Genomic DNA, 13048 nt, shown 5'->3' with positions numbered 1-13048 from the left:
GTGGACCATCCGGGGGCCCCGGTGACAGGGATGTGTCAGCGCGCGGCGAGCGCGGCGCGGGCCGCGCTCATGCCCATGAACTCCGAGTCGTCCTCGGCCGACATCAGCTCGCCGTTGGCGAACGTGGCGTAGACGTCGATGTCCTGCTTGCCGCAGCCCTGGTAGACGCGGTCCTCGAGCTGCGTCACGCCCTTGGCCTGCAGCGCCTTCACCTCGGCGATCGCCTGGTCGATGAGCACGACGAACTCCGGCATCTCGTCGCCCATCAGCACCTTGAGCGCCTCGAGCTGGGCGATGAGCTTCTCGGGCGTGTAGCGCTCGCCCTCACCGGCCGAACGCAGCTTGGAGGAGACGGTCGCGACGCTGTCGCCCTTGACGTCGGGGGAGAACGCGGCGTCGGCCTTGAGCGTGCGCATGTTGAGCACCGAGGCGCAGCGGCCCTGCTTGATGACGAGGCGCTGCTTGGCGAAGGCGCCGCGCTTCTTGCCCTTGTACTTGTAGGTGATCTTCGTCGTCACGATGTACGCGCCCGGCTTGAGCTTCACCGCGGAGCGGTTCTTGCGCAGCACCTTGCCACCCTGCTTGATGGTCATGGCCTTCTTGAGGACCTTGACCTTCTTGGCCGTCTTGAGGTTCGGCTTCACCAGCGCCGTGCCGTACCAGTCGATCGACTTGTTCGAGATCTTCTTGATCGTGACCGGCTTCGGGGCCGCCTGGGCGGGGGCGGCGACGAGCGTCGCGCTGGCGCCGACGGCGAGGGCGGCCAGGAGGCCGAGGATGGTGCGGCGCATGAGTGACGCCTTTCCGAGATGAGGGGCAAAGTCGACCTAGCGTACTCGGGCAGGGACAGTCCCCGTGCCGAAACGACGACCTCGGTAGGGTGAGCCCAAGAGCGCCGCCCAGCCGTAGGGGCCGCCCAGTCACCGAGGGGTTCACATGAGTCTGTCCGTCACCGTCGCCGGAGCCCAGCAGCAGGTCGACCCCGGGACGCGGGCGTGGCAGCTGTTCTCCGAGGACCCGCAGGTGATCGCCGCACGCGTCGGCGGCGATTTGGTCGACCTCGCGCGCGAGCTGGCCGACGGCGACGAGGTGGAGCCGGTCGCGATCGACTCGCCCGACGGTCTCGACATCCTGCGCCACTCGACGGCCCACGTCATGGCCCAGGCCGTGCAGGAGCTCTTCCCGGACGCGAAGCTCGGCATCGGCCCGCCGATCACGGACGGCTTCTACTACGACTTCGACGTCGAGGTCCCGTTCACCCCCGAGGACCTCGCGAAGATTGAGTCGCGGATGAAGAAGATCGTCAAGGAGGGCCAGAAGTTCAGCCGTCGTGAGATCAGCGACGACGACGCCCGCGCCGAGCTGGCCGACGAGCCGTACAAGCTCGAGCTGATCGGCCTGAAGTCCACCGCCGGGAACGGGTCGATGGAGGGCGCTGCCGAGGGCGCCAGCGTCGAGGTCGGCGAGGGCGGCCTGAGCATCTACGACAACCTCAAGCGCGACGGGTCGCTGGCGTGGAAGGACCTGTGCCGCGGCCCGCACCTGCCCACCACCAAGCGGATCCCGGCGTTCACGCTGATGCGCTCGGCCGCGGCCTACTGGCGCGGCGACGAGAAGAACAAGCAGCTGCAGCGCATCTACGGCACCGCCTGGGCGTCCAAGGAGGACCTCGAGGCACACCTGCACCGCATCGAGGAGGCCCAGCGCCGCGACCACCGCCGCCTGGGCACCGAGCTCGACCTCTACAGCTTCCCGGACGAGATCGGCTCGGGGCTGCCGGTCTTCCACCCGCGCGGTGGTGTCATCAAGCGCGAGATGGAGGACTACGTCCGCCGCCGGCACATCGAGGAGGGCTTCGAGTACGTCGGCACGCCGCACATCGCGAAGGAGGGGCTGTTCTACACGTCCGGCCACCTGCCGCACTACGGCGAGGGCATGTTCCCGGCGCTGGAGATCGACGGTGGCGACTACCGCCTCAAGGCGATGAACTGCCCGATGCACAACCTGATCTTCCGGTCGCGCCAGCGCTCGTACCGCGAGCTGCCGCTGCGCCTGTTCGAGTTCGGTCACGTCTACCGCAACGAGAAGTCGGGCGTGATCCACGGCCTGACCCGCGTGCGCGGCTTCGCCCAGGACGACTCGCACTCCTACGTCACGCCCGAGCAGGCCCCCGCCGAGGTGGCGCACCTGCTGAACTTCATGCTGAGCCTGCTCGACGACTTCGGGATGGACGACTACTACCTCGAGCTCTCGACCCGCGACGCGTCCAAGGACAAGTTCATCGGCTCGGACGAGGACTGGGAGAACGCCACCAAGGTCCTCGAGGAGGTCGCCACGGCGACCGGTCTCGAGCTGGTGCCCGACCCGGGCGGCGCGGCCTACTACGGGCCCAAGGTCTCGGTGCAGGCGCGCGACGCGATCGGCCGCACGTGGCAGATGGGCACCGTGCAGTACGACTTCAACATGCCGTCCGCCGACCGGTTCAACCTCGAGTACGTCGCCGCCGACGGCACCCGCCAGCAGCCGGTGATGATCCACTCGGCGAAGTTCGGCTCGATCGAGCGGTTCATGGGCGTGCTGGTCGAGCACTACGCCGGTGCGTTCCCTCCGTGGCTCGCGCCCGTGCAGGCCGTCGGCATCCCCGTGGCCGAGCGGCACGTGGAGTACCTGGAGCGGCTCGCGGTGCGCCTGCGCGCCGAGGGGATCCGCTTCGAGGTCGACGACTCCGACGAGCGCATGCAGAAGAAGATCCGCAACGCCCAGACGCAGAAGGTGCCGTTCATGGTGCTGGTCGGCGACAAGGACGTCGAGGCGAACGCCGTCTCGTTCCGCTTCCGCAACGGCGAGCAGGAGAACGGGGTGTCGCTCGACGACGCGATCGACAAGATCGTGACGGCCGTCCGCGACCGGGTGCAGGTCTGATGCCCGATCCCGACGGCCTCGAACGGCTGTGGGCGCCCTACCGCATGGCCTACGTGCGGGAGGCCGGCAATGACGCGGGCTGCCCGTTCTGCGCGATGGTCGCGGGGGAACGGCAGACGGACCTGATCGTGGTGCGCGGCGAGCACTGCTTCGTGGCGATGAACCTGTACCCGTACAACCCCGGCCACCTCATGGTGCTGCCGCTGCGCCACGAGTCGGGCCTGACCGAGCTGTCGCTCGAGGAGTCCAGTGAGCTGACCCTGCTGACCCAGCAGGCGATCCGCGCGATCGGCGAGGTCAGCTCGCCGCACGGGTTCAACGTGGGGCTCAACCTCGGGGCCTCGGCGGGTGGCTCGATCTCGCAGCACCTGCACCAGCACGTGGTCCCGCGCTGGGGCGGCGACGCCAACTTCATGACCGTCGTCGGGCGCACGAAGGCGCTGCCGCAGACGATCGCCGAGTCGGCCGAGCTGCTGCGGGACGTGTGGGAGAAGATGGCCTGATGCTGGAGCGTTTCCGTGCCTTCTGGAACCGGCTGTTCTCGCCGGTCGCCGACGGCCTCATCAAGATCGGCGTGACCCCCGACATGGTCACGTGGGTCGGCACGATCGGCGTCTGCGTCGGTGCCCTGTGGCTCTTCCCGCAGGGCGAGTTCTTCTGGGGCACGATCTTCATCACGGCGTTCGTGTTCAGCGACATCATCGACGGCACGATGGCGCGCAAGCTCGGCCGTACCTCCAAGTACGGGGCGTTCCTGGACTCCACGCTCGACCGCGTCGGCGACGCGGCGGTCTTCGGCGGCATCGCGCTCTGGTACGCGTGGGAGGGCGACTCGAAGGTCTACCTGTGCCTCGCGCTGGCGTGCCTCGTCCTGGGCGGCCTGACCTCGTACGCGCGGGCTCGCGCCGAGTCGCTCGGCATGGAGGCCAAGGGCGGCATCGCGGAGCGCTCCGACCGCCTCGTGGCCATCCTCGTGATGACCGGCCTGTCGGGCCTGTTCGACCTGCCGGTCCTGCAGCACATCACGCTCTGGGCCCTCGCGGTCGCCAGCGCGGTGACCGTCGGGCAGCGGATGGCGATGGTCAAGCGGCAGGCCGAAGCGGCCTGATCCGGGGCCGTCCGTCTCGCGGGCGCCGAGCGATGCGTGAAGCGCCGCAGACGCCTCGTAGACTTGACCTGTGAGCACCCAGAACCCCAGCAACGACCAGTCCACGACCGGCAGCGCCCGGGTCAAGCGCGGCATGGCCGAGATGCTGAAGGGCGGCGTCATCATGGACGTCGTCGACGCCGAGCAGGCCAAGATCGCCGAGGACGCGGGCGCAGTCGCCGTCATGGCGCTCGAGCGTGTGCCGGCCGACATCCGATCCCAGGGCGGCGTCGCGCGGATGAGCGACCCCGACCTGATCGACGGAATCATCGAGGCCGTCTCGATCCCCGTCATGGCGAAGGCGCGCATCGGTCACTTCGCCGAGGCGCAGGTCCTGCAGAGCCTCGGCGTGGACTACATCGACGAGTCCGAGGTCCTGACCCCGGCCGACTACGCCAACCACATCGACAAGTGGGCCTACACGGTTCCCTTCGTGTGCGGTGCGACGAACCTGGGTGAGGCGCTGCGTCGCATCACCGAGGGCGCCGCGATGATCCGGTCCAAGGGCGAGGCCGGCACGGGCGACGTCTCCAACGCCACGGGCCACATGCGCAAGATCCGTGCCGAGATCGCTCGCCTGCAGAGCCTGCCGAAGGACGAGCTGTTCGTCGCGGCCAAGGAGCTCCAGGCGCCGTACGACCTGGTCGTCGAGGTCGCCGAGGCCGGCAAGCTCCCCGTCGTGCTCTTCACCGCCGGTGGCATCGCCACCCCGGCCGACGCCGCGATGATGATGCAGCTCGGCGCCGAGGGCGTGTTCGTCGGCTCGGGCATCTTCAAGTCCGGCAACCCCGCCCAGCGCGCCGAGGCCATCGTCAAGGCCACGACGTTCTACGACGATCCCGACGTCATCGCCAAGGTCTCGCGCGGTCTCGGCGAGGCCATGGTCGGCATCAACGTCGACGAGATCCCCGAGCCCCACCGCCTGGAGACTCGCGGTTGGTGAGTGCCGCCACTCCATTTCGTCAGAACGCCCCCGGTATCCACCGGGGGCGTTCTTTCGTGTCATGGACCTGGTCACAACGAACTAGCCGTACCCCATCAATCAGTCGTGATCTCGGCCACTAACTCGCGTTTCTTTCACGTTTGACCCCATCAGCACCACGTTCCGTCGTTGTATGGGACTTGTCCAAAGTTGCTGGCGGGGGAGAAGGAAGAGAAGTTGATGCAGAGACGCTCCATCCCCTCTCGTTTGCTCGCCGTCGTGGCGATGCGGCGGACCCGCGCCCTGCTGGGTCTCGGTCTCGCGCTGGGCCTGACCAGCGTGAACACCTTGGCCTACTGGACGGACGAGGCCCAGCTGACGAGCGGCACGATCCAGTCGGGCTCCCTGGACCTGCTGATCGACGGCGAGCTCTCCGGGCAGGGCGGCGCGGTCACCCGAACAGCCCTGTCGGCTTCCTCCCTGATTCCCGGCGAGAGCTTCGCCTTCACCGTCCCGGTGCAACGCCGGGCCAACACGGCAGGCTTCGGCCTCAGCGCGACCGCCACGTCGGCCGGTGGGCTCGCCTCCCACCTGCGCTGGAGCGTCTTCGAGGGGACCGCCGGCACGCAGACCACGAATGCGAACGGGCTGCGGAGTGCCTCCTGCACCGGAACGAGCGTCTCCACCGGTGTGGCGCTCGGATCCACCGGCCAGTCGGTGATCGGTGGCACGAACCCCGTGGTGAACCTGGGCGGGGCGACCTTCAGCAAGACCCTCTGCATCCAGGTGTCGCTTCCCTCCACCGCCAGCAACGCGGCGCAGAGCACGAGCGCCACCACCACCTTCAGTCTCACGGCATCGCAGCTCCTGTGAGACGCCGACTGCGCGAGACGATCCTGTGGATCGGCGCCGCCCTCGGAACGCTGTGCCTCGTGTGGACGGGCGTCATGTTCGCCTTCGGCCTCACGCCGCTGGTCTTCACGTCCGGCTCCATGGAGCCCGCGATCGGTGCCGGCGACCTCGCGTTCGCCACGACGGTCGAAGCGGTGGACCTCGCCGAGGGGGACATCGTGAGTGTGATCAACGATCGCGGCACGCGCATCACGCACCGGATCACGAAGGTGGATCGCCAGGACGACGGGAGCGCGATCCTGCAGCTCAAGGGCGACGCGAACCTCTCGCCGGACCAGGAGTCCTACCGCGTCGATGACGTGGAGCGCGTGTCGTTCGCCGTGCCCGAGGTCGGTCGCCTGGTCAACCTCTTCGGCTCTCCCAACGGCATGTTCGTCGTCGGCCTCGTGGTGGCAGGTCTGCTCTACCTCGGCTTCCGCCGCCAGGACGAGGACGACGACGAGCCCCGAGGTCCGTCGTCGGGCCACGACGGCGATGGCGACGTCGATGGCGACTCCTCGACGCGCGGTGCGAGCGCCGTGCTCCGCCCCGTGACGATGGGCGTCTCGTTGGCTGCGCTCGCCCTCTCCGCGACGGTGGGTCCGGCGGTGCAGTCGACGACGGCAGCCTTCAGCGACTCCGCGCAGCTGACCACCGGGTCCGTGGGCGCGGCGGCCCTCCCGACGCGTCCGTCGAGCATCAGCTGCAGCAAGCCCTTCCTCTCGACGTCAGCGGTCGTCAGCTGGTCGGACGACGACGCGCGCCACGGCTACTACTACGAGGTGGACGACGATGCCGCCTTCGGCAGTCCCGACGCCGAGGCGTCGGTGGCGCCCAACGGCTCGAACAGCTTCACGTTCAACTCCGGGTCCGCCGGCGGCTGGTTCTCCTCGACCACCTACCACCTGCGCGTGTACTCCGCTCTCGTCGGTCCCGGGGGAGCGCTGACCTGGCGGTCGGCCAGCTACCGGTCCTACCGGGTGACCCGGTCGGCGTTCTTCAACGACTTCAGCTGCTCGGCGGTGACGTCTCCTGCAAATTGAGTAAACGCATGTGATGAATGTTACGCTTGGGATAACGCCTGCCGCGTCCTCGGACGCGTGTGGATTCCCCCTGCGTCCTGTTCCCGCTCTCGTGGAACAAATGTCCCAGTTCATGGGACCCATGTCACAATCCCGTCGTGACCTCTGTCATACACCCAAGATTCTTTCGGAATTCGGCGTCATTTTTCCGCCGATCCGTCGTTACATAGATGAAGCAACTGATCGATGGTCGATCAGCCAACCCAAGGAGAAAACACATGAACAAGTCCACCAAGGGCGCCGTCGCCGCCGGAGCCGCCGCCGTCCTGCTGCTGGGTGGCGCAGGCTCGCTCGCGTACTGGAATGCCGAGGGCGACGTCGTCGGCGGCAACATCGAGGCCGGCACACTGACCCTGACGCCTTCGGGCACGGCGGCCACCTGGACGCTGAACGGCACCGCCGTGGCAGGCAACGACCTCTCCTCCGTCCTGGTCGTTCCCGGTGACACGCTCCGCTACACGGGCACGTGGACCATCGGCGCGACGGGCGACAACCTGCAGGCGGACGTCGACTTCACCGGTCTGGACGGAACGGCGAGCGTCGCCGACAAGATGACCGTCACCGACACGTACACGCTCGATGCTGCTCCGCTGGCGGCCGGCGCCGAGATCACGGACGCCAACGACGGTGACGTGCTCGGCGCGACCGTCGTCGTCGACTTCCCGTTCGGCACGACCGTCGACAACACGTCGCAGGGCATGACGCTCGACCTCACCGAGGGCAACATCACGCTCACGCAGTCCGACGCCACGCCGTGACGAAGGCTTGAGTTCGCAATCGACCATCGATGAGTGAGGTCACGGGGATGACGAGTACGACCGACCGAGGGCGCTTCACGGCGCTCCGGTGGGCCGGCCAGGTGGTTGCCTGGCTCGTCATCCTCGTGGCCGTCTCGGCGGTCGCGGTCGGTGTGCTGATCCCACGGATCGGGGGCGCCACGCCCTACACGATCCTCACCAGCTCCATGGAGCCGAAGTACCCGCCCGGAACGCTCGTGGTGGTGAGGCCGACCCCCGCCGAACAGATCGGCGTCGGCGAGGTCGTGACCTACCAGCTGGCGTCGGGTGAGCGAGCGGTCGTGACCCACCGGGTCGTCTCCGTGGCTCTCGGAGCCGACGGTGAGCGCCGCTTCATCACGCAGGGCGACGCCAACTCGAGCGTCGACCGAACGCCGGTCATGCCGGTGCAGATCAAGGGAACCCTCTGGTACGCCGTCCCCAAGCTGGGATGGATGAGCAACGCGATCGGACAGGACCGGCGCAACGCCGCGGTCTACGTCGTCGCCGGGGGACTGGGATTGTACGCCGCCTGGATGCTGGGCGGGGCACTCCGAGAACGGTTCAGACGTGCTCGACCCACGGACGAGGAGGCGAGGCAATGAGGCGGCTCCTGACGACCGCCCTCGCGCTCGGCCTCGCGTTCGCGGGCATCTCGCCCGCAGCGGCTGACGACGGGATCGGCCTGAGCACGGACGGTACGCAATGGGCCGACACCATCAGCGAGCCCCTCTTCGATCAGGATGCCGTCTGGGTCCCCGGTGACAAGCGCACCGTCTCGTTCCACGTCCGCAACCAGGAGAGCTCGGACGCCGAGCTGACGGCCTCGGTGAGTAGCGACGACACCGACCGGCTCCTGGCCGCCGACCATCTCCGTCTGCGCGCGCGGGTGGACGGACGCTGGTTCGTCCTGCGCAACGGTGTCTCGTCGCCGGAGCTCACAGCGGCGAGCATCAGTCCGGGCAGCGCCGTGCGCGTCGACCTGGAGGCGGCCTTCGACCCAGCCTCGTCCAACGCCTCGCAGGCCTCTTCGCTGGACTTCGTGATCGAGGTCCGGCTGGCCGAGGCCGTGGAGGGCACGGATCCGGGACCCGGTGAGGAGTCGCCCACCGACCGTCCGACCGACAACTCGGACGACAGCGCGAACGAGGACCCGACTGCGGCTCCGGCGGACTCGAACGACTCCGACGGATCCGGTGCCGGCGTCCGCGACGACGCGAGCGACTTGGCGCGCACGGGGTCGGACACCCCAGCCATACTGATCTGGACGGCCATCCTCGCCATCACCGCCGGTGCCGCGTTCATCGCGGCCGGGCGGCGCGAAAGGGAAGACGAACCATGCGTGACACCGCGATGACCAGCCACGACGGTCGCCTGCGCTCGACGTGGCGAGTGGTGGCCTCGGTCCCGGTTCGGCTGCTGCTGTCGCTCGGCCTGGTCCTGGGGTTCGCTGCCGTGGGCACCACGGCGTACTGGGCCGACACCGCCACCTTCACCACGGGCAAGATCGAGGCCGGCAGTCTGGACCTCCAGCTCGGCGGACGTGACCCGGTCACGGGTGAGATCCGGTGGGAGGCCGTCGGACTCAACCAGTCGTGGACGTACTCCGTCATGCAGCTCGACAACGTCTCGCCCGGCGAGTCCGTGAGCATGGAGCTGCACATGCGCAACGTCGGCACGACGCCGCTGACCTTCACTGCGGTCGGGACGTCGACGACCAACGACATGAACCCGCACCTCTCGGCCACGACCATGCTGGGTGGCACGGCCAACAACGTCGGCACCCGCGAGGCCGTGAACCGCACCGGTACGTGCACCGGCGGCACGCCGTGGTGGACCAACCACGTGCTCTCGACCACGGGACAGCCGGTCACGCCGAACAACACCCCGATCCGGATGAACGCCAACGAGTCGATCCGCGTCTGCATGCTGGCCGGTCTGTCGTCCGCCGCGCCCAACTCCTTCCAGGGGACGTCCACGACCATCCGGGTCGTCATCTCGGCCAAGCAGGTCGGGGCGCCATGAGGCAGCGGCTGCTTCGTGTGCTGCGCACCGGCGGCAACGTCCTGCTGTGGGTGACGGCATTCCTGGGCGCGATGTCGCTCGTCCTCGGACTCGCCACCGTGGTCGCCGGCGTCCAGCCGCTCATCTTCCGTTCGAGCTCGATGGAGCCCGCGATCCACGCGGGCGCGCTCGGCCTGGCCAAGACGGTCGATGCCGGCGACGTGGCCGTCGGGGACGTGATCTCCGTCGAGAGCGCCAGCGGCGTTCGCGTGACGCACCGGGTCGTCGAGGTCGAGAAGGCCGGCGAGCAGATCAGCTTCACCCTCCGCGGCGACGCCAACGCGCAGCCCGACAGTCAGCCGTACCTGGCCACCGAGGTCGACCGCGTGTTCCTCGACGTCCCGTACCTCGGGTACGTGGCCAACGCGATGGCGACACCGTGGGCGCTCTTCGCGGCCGGGATCATCGTGGCGCTGCTGGCGGTCCGGCTGTGGCAGCGCGCCGGGCGGGAGACCCGGTCCGCGATGGGCACCGGTGCAGCCGGGGTGGCGGCCGTCGGCATCGCGATGGCCGGTCTCGTGCCGATTCCCCGGACCGAGGCCTACTTCACCGACGGCTCCACGTTCGAGGCCGGGCAGATCCACTCCCACCAGGTGCGCATCTTCGACTGGGGCTCTCCCGTGTGCACGAACGACGCGGGTGGCACCTCGATCACGCTGCGCACACTCGTGGCGTCGCAGCGCTACAACCAGATTTGGTACGTGGCGCCGGCCGGCGGACAGCTTCCTGCCACACCCTTCCGACGGGTCTCGCCGACCGGCGTGCCGGACAGCGTCGTGACCACCCAGATCAGGCGCGCCGACATCGGCGGCTCCTCGTTGGCCCCCGGCAACTACGAGCTCACGGGCCGCTCCGAGCTCAAGGGCACGGCGACGTCCCCGTGGCTCTCCAACGCCACGCGCACCGCGAACGTCTCGCTCACCGGGACCACGGACCTGCAGTGCGGAAGCGTCAACCTGCCGCCCGCGATCACGTTCACGACACCGCAGGACTCCACGACCTTCGCCTCGCCCTCGGCGGCCCAGTCCACCACCTTGGCGCAGTGCGGCCGCCGGTCGCCGTGCGGAACGGCCGCGGACAGCGACGGGATCTACCGCGTGGAGTACCGGCTCCAGCGCGTCAACTTCCTGCTCACCCGGTGCTGGGACACCACCTTCGGCTGGCCGGTGTTCAGCGGGTGCGGAACGTGGCACCAGGCGGACGTCACCCCCACGCTGCCCACCTCGACGGCGAGTCCGGTCACCTGGCGCGTCCCGCTGACGAACCTGGGGACATCGCCGTTCGCCGAGGCCGGCACGTACACCCTCTACCTGAGGGTCTACGACAACTCGTCGAGCAGGGTGATCACCGAGCGGACGATCCGGTTCACGATCAACTGATGGCGCCGCGCACTAGACTCTCGGGGTGACTTCGATCGGCGTCTTCGCGCTCCAGGGCGACGTGCGCGAGCACCTTGCGGCCCTCGAGCGACTCGGTGTCGAGGCGTTCACCGTCCGTCGCCCGGCCGAGCTGGCGCGGTGCGACGGGCTCATCGTGCCCGGCGGCGAGTCGACCACGATGTACAAGCTGGCCCGCACCTTCGAGCTGCTCGAGCCGCTGCGCCAGCGCGTGAAGGAGGGCATGCCGACCTTCGGGACGTGTGCCGGGATGATCATGCTGGCCGACCGGATCCGCGACGGGGCGCCCGGCCAGGAGACGATCGGCGGCCTGGACGTCACGGTCCGTCGCAACGCCTTCGGCCGCCAGGTCGACTCGTTCGAGGTCGACCTCGACCTGGAGGGCGTGGACCGCTCGGTGCACGCGGTCTTCATCCGCGCGCCGTGGGTGGAGGAGATCGGCCCCGGGGTCGAGGTGCTTGCCGAGGTCCCCTCGGGGGAGGCCGCCGGTAGAATCGTCGCGGTGCGGCAGGGGCCGCTCATGGCGACGTCCTTCCACCCCGAGGTCGGGGACGACGACCGTGTGCACGGACTCTTCGTTGACCTCGTGAAGCAGAGCTAGGACTACGCAAAGGAACGTCATGTCGGGCCACTCCAAATGGGCAACCACCAAGCACAAGAAGGCCGCGATCGATGCCAAGCGCGGCAAGCTGTTCGCCAAGCTGATCAAGAACATCGAGGTCGCGGCGCGCACGGGTGGCCCTGACCCCGAGGGCAACCCCACGCTCTACGACGCGATCCAGAAGGCGAAGAAGCAGTCGGTCCCCAACGACAACATCGACCGCGCGGTCAAGCGCGGCGGTGGCGCCGACGGCGGGGGAGTCGACTACACCACGATCATGTACGAGGGCTACGGCCCGAACGGTGTCGCGTTCCTCATCGAGTGCCTCACCGACAACAAGAACCGCGCCGCGATGGAGGTCCGCACCGCGATGACCCGCAACGGCGGCACGATGGCCGACCCGGGCTCGGTGTCCTACATGTTCAGCCGCAAGGGCATCATCATCGTCCCCGCCGAGCAGGAGGGCGGCCCGACGAACGAGGACGACGTGCTGATGGCCGTGCTCGACGCGGGTGCCGAGGAGGTCAACGACCACGACGGCAGCTTCGAGGTGCTGTGCGAGCCGGGCGACCTCGTCGCCGTCCGCACCGCGCTGCAGGAGGCGGGCCTGGACTACGACTCGGCCGACGCCTCGTTCGTGCCCAGCGTGCACGTCGAGGTCGACGCCGAGGGTGCCGCGAAGGTCGTCCGGCTCATCGACGCCCTCGAGGACAGCGACGACGTGCAGAACGTGTTCGCCAACTTCGACGCGCCCGACGAGGTCATGGCCGACCTCTGAGCCGGCCTCGGCCATGATGTGGCCATGGACCGACGCGTGCGCACTCCCGGCGGAGTCGGCTGGAGCGTCCGCGTCGGTCGCCCTGCGCTGCGCGGCTCCGAGGGGGACCTCGTCGTCGGCGGCGCCCCGGCGGCGGGCGGCTTCGCGCCGCTGCTCGTCGTGGTGGGGCTGATCCTGCTCGCGGTGCTGGCCCCGGTGCTCGTCAAGAGCGACCGGGCGTGGGCCCTGGCGTTCGTCCCGGTGCTGCTGGCCGCGGACTGGCTGCTGCTCGCGCGCTACCCGGTGGAGCTGCGCCGCGACGGCTCCGACCTGCCGCTGCACCGCACCCTCGTCGCCGGACGCGTGAACGCCCGCCGCGTCGCCGCCGAGCTCGCCGACGAGATCTCCCGCACGCCCGACGGGAAGCTCACGGGCTGACCGCCGATCCGACGAACTGGGCGGCGTGCCTCCACGGACGCGTCGCCGCCA

15 protein-coding genes are annotated in these 13048 nt (G+C 69.0%); 14 read left to right on the top strand and 1 reads right to left on the bottom strand.

The window, feature by feature from the left end; genetic code table 11:
- Positions 1-35: 35 nt before the first annotated feature.
- Positions 36-791 (bottom strand): hypothetical protein, encoded by a 756-nt coding sequence (locus H1W00_RS12680; protein WP_181756023.1) that lies wholly within the window; start codon positions 789-791, stop codon positions 36-38.
- A 145-nt stretch (positions 792-936) separates the two neighbouring features.
- On the opposite strand from H1W00_RS12680, the gene thrS reads away from it, so the two are divergent.
- The 14 genes from thrS (at position 937) to H1W00_RS12610 (ending at position 12997) form a co-directional block, all read left to right on the top strand.
- On the top strand, positions 937-2922 hold the full coding sequence (gene thrS / locus H1W00_RS12675; protein ID WP_181756022.1) for a threonine--tRNA ligase: 1986 nt from the start codon (positions 937-939) through the stop codon (positions 2920-2922).
- Entirely contained in the window at positions 2922-3425 is a 504-nt protein-coding gene (locus tag H1W00_RS12670; protein ID WP_181756021.1) for an HIT family protein, read from the top strand. The genes thrS and H1W00_RS12670 overlap by 1 nt, the downstream gene beginning before the upstream one ends.
- Positions 3425-4030 (top strand): phosphatidylinositol phosphate synthase, encoded by a 606-nt coding sequence (gene pgsA, locus H1W00_RS12665; protein WP_181756020.1) that lies wholly within the window; start codon positions 3425-3427, stop codon positions 4028-4030. The genes H1W00_RS12670 and pgsA overlap by 1 nt, the downstream gene beginning before the upstream one ends.
- A 70-nt stretch (positions 4031-4100) precedes the next feature.
- Positions 4101-5012, top strand: a complete 912-nt coding sequence (gene pdxS / locus H1W00_RS12660; RefSeq protein ID WP_181756019.1) for a pyridoxal 5'-phosphate synthase lyase subunit PdxS — start codon at positions 4101-4103, stop codon at positions 5010-5012.
- A 264-nt stretch (positions 5013-5276) separates the two neighbouring features.
- Positions 5277-5864, top strand: a complete 588-nt coding sequence (locus tag H1W00_RS12655) for a SipW-dependent-type signal peptide-containing protein (protein WP_241733194.1) — start codon at positions 5277-5279, stop codon at positions 5862-5864.
- Positions 5861-6925, top strand: a complete 1065-nt coding sequence (locus H1W00_RS12650) for a signal peptidase I (RefSeq protein ID WP_181756017.1) — start codon at positions 5861-5863, stop codon at positions 6923-6925. Before H1W00_RS12655 ends, H1W00_RS12650 begins: the two co-directional genes overlap by 4 nt.
- Positions 6926-7182: 257 nt before the next feature.
- Positions 7183-7722, top strand: coding sequence for an alternate-type signal peptide domain-containing protein (locus H1W00_RS12645; protein ID WP_181756016.1), 540 nt, complete (start codon positions 7183-7185; stop codon positions 7720-7722).
- Between the two features lie 47 nt (positions 7723-7769).
- The gene (locus H1W00_RS12640) at positions 7770-8345 is read left to right on the top strand and encodes a signal peptidase I (protein ID WP_181756015.1); all 576 of its coding nucleotides are present in this window, start codon (positions 7770-7772) and stop codon (positions 8343-8345) included.
- Complete coding sequence (locus H1W00_RS12635; RefSeq protein ID WP_181756014.1) at positions 8342-9097, top strand: hypothetical protein; 756 nt, start codon at positions 8342-8344, stop codon at positions 9095-9097. The genes H1W00_RS12640 and H1W00_RS12635 overlap by 4 nt, the downstream gene beginning before the upstream one ends.
- Positions 9079-9765 carry a SipW-dependent-type signal peptide-containing protein gene (locus tag H1W00_RS12630; RefSeq protein ID WP_181756013.1) on the top strand — a complete coding sequence of 229 codons (687 nt, stop codon included), beginning with the start codon at positions 9079-9081 and terminating at the stop codon, positions 9763-9765. Before H1W00_RS12635 ends, H1W00_RS12630 begins: the two co-directional genes overlap by 19 nt.
- A complete protein-coding gene (locus H1W00_RS12625) occupies positions 9762-11183 on the top strand; it encodes a signal peptidase I (RefSeq protein ID WP_181756012.1) in 1422 nt (473 codons plus the stop codon). Before H1W00_RS12630 ends, H1W00_RS12625 begins: the two co-directional genes overlap by 4 nt.
- 25 nt (positions 11184-11208) lie before the next feature.
- On the top strand, positions 11209-11802 hold the full coding sequence (gene pdxT, locus H1W00_RS12620; RefSeq protein WP_181756011.1) for a pyridoxal 5'-phosphate synthase glutaminase subunit PdxT: 594 nt from the start codon (positions 11209-11211) through the stop codon (positions 11800-11802).
- Positions 11803-11821: 19 nt separating this feature from the next.
- Positions 11822-12580 (top strand): YebC/PmpR family DNA-binding transcriptional regulator, encoded by a 759-nt coding sequence (locus H1W00_RS12615; protein ID WP_181756010.1) that lies wholly within the window; start codon positions 11822-11824, stop codon positions 12578-12580.
- A gap of 24 nt (positions 12581-12604) precedes the next feature.
- Positions 12605-12997 carry a hypothetical protein gene (locus tag H1W00_RS12610; RefSeq protein WP_181756009.1) on the top strand — a complete coding sequence of 131 codons (393 nt, stop codon included), beginning with the start codon at positions 12605-12607 and terminating at the stop codon, positions 12995-12997.
- Positions 12998-13048 lie beyond the last annotated feature (51 nt).

Source organism: Aeromicrobium phoceense, assembly GCF_013868155.1.
Taxonomy (GTDB): domain Bacteria; phylum Actinomycetota; class Actinomycetes; order Propionibacteriales; family Nocardioidaceae; genus Aeromicrobium; species Aeromicrobium phoceense.
This window is presented reverse-complemented; position numbering and strand designations above follow the sequence as displayed.

Bases quoted from the DNA above. Each gene is read 5' to 3' on its own strand.
- H1W00_RS12680 (WP_181756023.1), bottom strand. From the start codon at position 791: ATGCGCCGCACCATCCTCGGCCTCCTGGCCGCCCTCGCCGTCGGCGCC.
- thrS (WP_181756022.1), top strand. From the start codon at position 937: ATGAGTCTGTCCGTCACCGTCGCCGGAGCCCAGCAGCAGGTCGACCCC.
- H1W00_RS12670 (WP_181756021.1), top strand. From the start codon at position 2,922: ATGCCCGATCCCGACGGCCTCGAACGGCTGTGGGCGCCCTACCGCATG.
- pgsA (WP_181756020.1), top strand. From the start codon at position 3,425: ATGCTGGAGCGTTTCCGTGCCTTCTGGAACCGGCTGTTCTCGCCGGTC.
- H1W00_RS12655 (WP_241733194.1), top strand. From the start codon at position 5,277: ATGCGGCGGACCCGCGCCCTGCTGGGTCTCGGTCTCGCGCTGGGCCTG.
- H1W00_RS12645 (WP_181756016.1), top strand. From the start codon at position 7,183: ATGAACAAGTCCACCAAGGGCGCCGTCGCCGCCGGAGCCGCCGCCGTC.
- H1W00_RS12640 (WP_181756015.1), top strand. From the start codon at position 7,770: ATGACGAGTACGACCGACCGAGGGCGCTTCACGGCGCTCCGGTGGGCC.
- H1W00_RS12635 (WP_181756014.1), top strand. From the start codon at position 8,342: ATGAGGCGGCTCCTGACGACCGCCCTCGCGCTCGGCCTCGCGTTCGCG.
- H1W00_RS12630 (WP_181756013.1), top strand. From the start codon at position 9,079: ATGCGTGACACCGCGATGACCAGCCACGACGGTCGCCTGCGCTCGACG.
- H1W00_RS12625 (WP_181756012.1), top strand. From the start codon at position 9,762: ATGAGGCAGCGGCTGCTTCGTGTGCTGCGCACCGGCGGCAACGTCCTG.
- H1W00_RS12615 (WP_181756010.1), top strand. From the start codon at position 11,822: ATGTCGGGCCACTCCAAATGGGCAACCACCAAGCACAAGAAGGCCGCG.
- H1W00_RS12610 (WP_181756009.1), top strand. From the start codon at position 12,605: ATGGACCGACGCGTGCGCACTCCCGGCGGAGTCGGCTGGAGCGTCCGC.